Here is a 3,995-nt window from a genome sequence, read left to right as displayed (position 1 = left end):
TCGCCGACTTGCACCGCCTGGCCCGCCGCGAGTTCGGCCGCCTGCAGCAACGGCCTGAGCTCATTACCAGCTTCTTTCGGCACGCAGGTCTCTCCGTTGCAGGTCTTTAGTGAAGATCATTAGAACAAGAATGCCACGCGGATCTTCGCGCTTGACCCGGATCAGATAGGCGACGCGATGCACCAGCACCCGTGTTTTTCCGGAGCCGGGTCCTGCGAGCACCAGCACGTTGGTCTGTTCGCGATCATCGGCGACGATCTTCGACTGCACGGAATTTCCGAGACTCGACAATCTGGCGCCAGCTCTCCGGTGTGGTTTGACGGACCAAGTCGCCCGCTCGATCCGGCAACCAGCGCTTAAGGAAGGCTCCTTTGTCCAGCTGGAAATAGTCCTGCGCGAGCCGCTCTGCCTCTTTCATCGAGGTCAGCCCGCGCCCGGCATAGGCCGCCATGATATGGGTCTGAACGGTCTGTTCGCAGTAATGATCCTCGAGAGGGAGGAAATCCTTCTGAGTAAACTGTCCACCCCCGGGGCGCAGGTGAACGGTGATCGCGGGGCGGAAGATCGTCAGGCCTCGTCCAAGGGTGATCACGCCCTGTTCATGGAGCCACATGAGTGCCCGGCCGAGCAACTTAGTCATATCCCGGACTGAGCCCTTCAGGAAAACATCCCCTGTGATGGCGGACTGCATTTTGCCCATTGTGGTCTCGACCCGGACATCTTTACCGCGCGTGCCTTTTGCCACTAGCGCTTCGAGATGTTGGATTAAAAGCTCCGCCCCTCGACGCCTGATCTCCGCCGTCCGGCTAACCATTTCCCACGACCGCTGCAGTCGCACGAAGCAAGTGTTTCGATTCACCTTGCGCGAATGAATGTTGCCGCGTCCACCGTCCTCATCGCGTCCGTCCTGCGCCAAGCTGCGCAGATGCGCCTCAACCAGGTCCGGGCGCACGCCCAGATGGCCCTGATCGCGCAGAACTTGACAGGTCGCGGCGAGATGCAGAGGCTGCGCTTCGCCGCCCTCAGCATCTGGTGACGCCTCGCGCATAGCGTCGATCAATGCGGCCTCCAATGCCGTAGCTACCTGGAACCGCTGTTTCGACGACCCCTCCACCCCGACATGAACGAAGATCGTAATGGCCGTATCGTCCGTCGCGATACCAAGTGCTTCGAGATCAGACAATGCCTTCCGAAGTGCGCCACCGGTCAGGCCACTGGCGCCGGAAAGCTCGTCGGTCGAGACACCAGCATCGGGGGAGGCCGTCATTAGATGCCGCACCAGATCCAGTAGTTGCTTACGCCTGGTTCTGGTCAGCTCAATCTTGGACAGAATCTCCTCGGCCTCTGTCAGCGTGCGGATACGCAGCGAGGAAGGGAAGACCTGCACCCGGTTTTCCTCCCGGGTCAGCAGAGTTGATTCTTCGAGCCAGGCAACGGCCGTCTTGACCCGCGTGTCGTCAGTGGCGTTATCGCGCTCGAATTCCTGCGCCGCCTCTTCCCGCACTATCTCGCCCGGCGTGGCGACGACCTCACCGTTGTGCTTTCCACGGGTATCCAAGCGCCGGAGCGCCTTCAGGATCGCGCTGATCTCATGGCGCGCCAGACGCGAGCGGGCGCTGAGAGAGAATTGCCGTTCGACATCCTCGGTGGTGAACAAAAGCACACAGACCGCCGGATCGCGGTCACGTCCAGCTCGGCCGGCCTCCTGCAGGTAGTTCTCAAGCGAGCCCGGAATGTCGCCATGCACCACCAGCCTTATATCGGGCTTGTCGATCCCCATACCGAAGGCGTTCGTGGCCGCAATGATCCGCAGCTCACCGACACGGAAACGCTCTTGCACCTCGTGCTTGCGTTCGGGCGTCAGGCCAGCATGGAAGAAGTCCGCTGCTAACCCCTGTTGTTGCAGGAAGCCCGCGACACGTTCAGTCGCAGCACGCGTGGCGCAATAGACCACGGCGCCTGACGCACCATCGCGCGGCAGGGCGCGTTCGATCATATCAAGAATGTCGGTGAGCTTGCGGCTGCGGTGGGTCTCGTGCACCTCGAAGGCGAGGTTCTGGCGGGTCGCACCGCCGTCGAGCAGAAGCAGTTCCAGCCCTAGGCGGGACTGGAAGTGATCACGGATGTCGCGCACCACCTCCGGCTTTGCCGTCGCAGTCAGGCAGATCACCGGCGCGGGCTCTTGATCCCCGGAATACTCACGGATGAAGCGCGAGACGTAGCGATAGTCGGGCCGGAAATCATGCCCCCACTTTGAGACACAATGGGCCTCATCCAGGATCCAGTAGCCGACCTCGCGCTGCGCCAGGACTGCACGCACTGAGGGGCTGCGTAGCTGCTCGGGTGATATCAGCAACATGGCCGCGTCGCCCAACCGCACCTGATCCAACGCAGCATGGCGCTCTGGCATTGAGAGAAGCCCGTTGATCGTAACGCAGCCTCCGATTCCGTGACGCGCAAGGCCTTGCACCTGATCAGCCATCAGTGCGACCAGAGGCGAGATGACGACGGAAAGCGCGCCGATCTTATCGAACCGCGCTAGCGCTGGAATCTGGTAGCAGACAGACTTCCCAGTGCCAGTGGGCAGGATACCGAGAACAGATTTCCCTTCCATTGCTTCAGCGACAATGCGTTCCTGCAGCGGGCGACCAGCATCGTCCTTTGGCTCCGGCCGGAAGCTGTCGAAGCCGAACCAGCGCGATAGCGCTTTCTTCGGGTTGTTCTTCTCGCGACACCAATGGCAGCCTGGGTCGCCGCACGCGCGGTCGCGCAAATGCCGAACGATCAGTGAGGCTTCACGGAACTGCGCCCGCACCCAGGGTGGCATAACGGAATCCCCGCCCGCGACCGAGATCCACGAAAGTGCGTAGGCCATCGGCCAGCCGAGTTGTGGTGAGGACAGGCGGTTCAGTGTTTGCTGGATACGCGAAGCGCATGCCTGACCATCGAGCAGTTCCTTGATCGCCTTCTCGGCCTGTGCCGCAGCAGGTCGGGGTGCTCTGCGTAAGTCGGTAAACAGTGCATCGAAACCGTCACTCCCCTGCATACAAGTGGTCAGGTAGTGATAGGCGATAGGAGCGGCAGGCGTCTCCTTCGCCAGAGTTGCAAAGGCTGCGATTTGGTTGGCCAGCACATCGAGCACAAGGCGCGCGTCGAGTTCCGGGTCGTTTACATGTCCTGCGTGCAACCGCCCATCGTGATGGTGTTTGACTAGATGGTTGTATGGATTGCGCGGGAAAGCTAGCGGGTTCAGCCAAAGCGTATCTATTGGCTTTGTGGCTAGTCGCGCGAGGCGGGGCCTCACCGCTGCGAGGTGAGGGAGATCAAATCGGATAATGTTGTGACCAAGCAGGAAGTCGGCCCCTGCGGCGAGTCCCTCGAGCCGGTCAAGGGCGGCCTCCTGGTTCCCGCTTCGGAATACCACTTTCTCCTGGCCTTGGCGGCGAACGGCGGCAAAGGCGAAGATCTTTGCTTGACCCGGATCAACCTCAAGGTCGATCGAGAGGCAGCGGTTCAGCAAAAAATCATCAATCTGCCCGATCTCGGCTCCATCCATGCGCCTGTCTTCTGTCTACGATATCAAGTTCCTGATTTTGCGAAATAAGCACGACAGAAGAGTGGACGCTAGAGATAAAACATCGTTGCGATGAAGCTTAGCAAGGTATGGTTATTTTCGCTGAAGGATGTTGAGGTGGCGCTGTTCATACAATTGAGAGTTTGGTCTAAACACTCTGCAATCAGCTACACACTTGAAGCAAGCTTACTGGCTGGCATCCCGAGTGCGACACGTGACAAGCACATTTGTTCCCGCTTCTGCAGTGCAGGCTCTTGGCCAGCCCCCACGAGGTGGTCCGGTGTCAATGTTAGTGCGTGATCGGTCGTGGCGCTACGGCTGGGGTGGCCGGCGGAGTTGGCCGGGGTTGCGCAGCCGGCCATAGCACTGTCTCGGGTGCGGGTGGTCTGTAGCCCAACGACGAATGTGGGCGCACGGTATT

At 60.3% G+C, this 3,995-nt stretch carries 3 protein-coding genes and 1 pseudogene; 1 reads left to right on the top strand and 3 read right to left on the bottom strand.

What is annotated here, in order from left to right; translation table 11 throughout:
- Positions 1-63: 63 nt before the first annotated feature.
- Together ACS5Q1_RS46795 and ACS5Q1_RS46790 are read right to left on the bottom strand one after the other, a co-directional pair.
- Complete coding sequence (locus ACS5Q1_RS46795; protein ID WP_473104609.1) at positions 64-270, bottom strand: UvrD-helicase domain-containing protein; 207 nt, start codon at positions 268-270, stop codon at positions 64-66.
- Entirely contained in the window at positions 245-3,187 is a 2,943-nt protein-coding gene (locus ACS5Q1_RS46790) for a RecQ family ATP-dependent DNA helicase (RefSeq protein WP_473104608.1), read from the bottom strand. Before ACS5Q1_RS46790 ends, ACS5Q1_RS46795 begins: the two co-directional genes overlap by 26 nt.
- A 153-nt stretch (positions 3,188-3,340) precedes the next feature.
- Between ACS5Q1_RS46790 and ACS5Q1_RS46785 the strand changes: the two genes are divergently transcribed.
- Positions 3,341-3,604: a hypothetical protein gene (locus tag ACS5Q1_RS46785; RefSeq protein ID WP_473104607.1), complete on the top strand. Its 264-nt coding sequence runs from the start codon at positions 3,341-3,343 to the stop codon at positions 3,602-3,604.
- A 259-nt stretch (positions 3,605-3,863) separates the two neighbouring features.
- Here ACS5Q1_RS46785 and ACS5Q1_RS46780 read toward each other — a convergent pair.
- Positions 3,864-3,995, bottom strand: a pseudogene (locus tag ACS5Q1_RS46780) (IS3 family transposase); the annotation flags it as partial.

The sequence above is a fragment of the Microvirga sp. GN3 genome (genome assembly GCF_055792825.1).
Note: the sequence above shows the minus strand (reverse complement) of the source record. Positions and strands in the feature narration are given on the sequence as shown.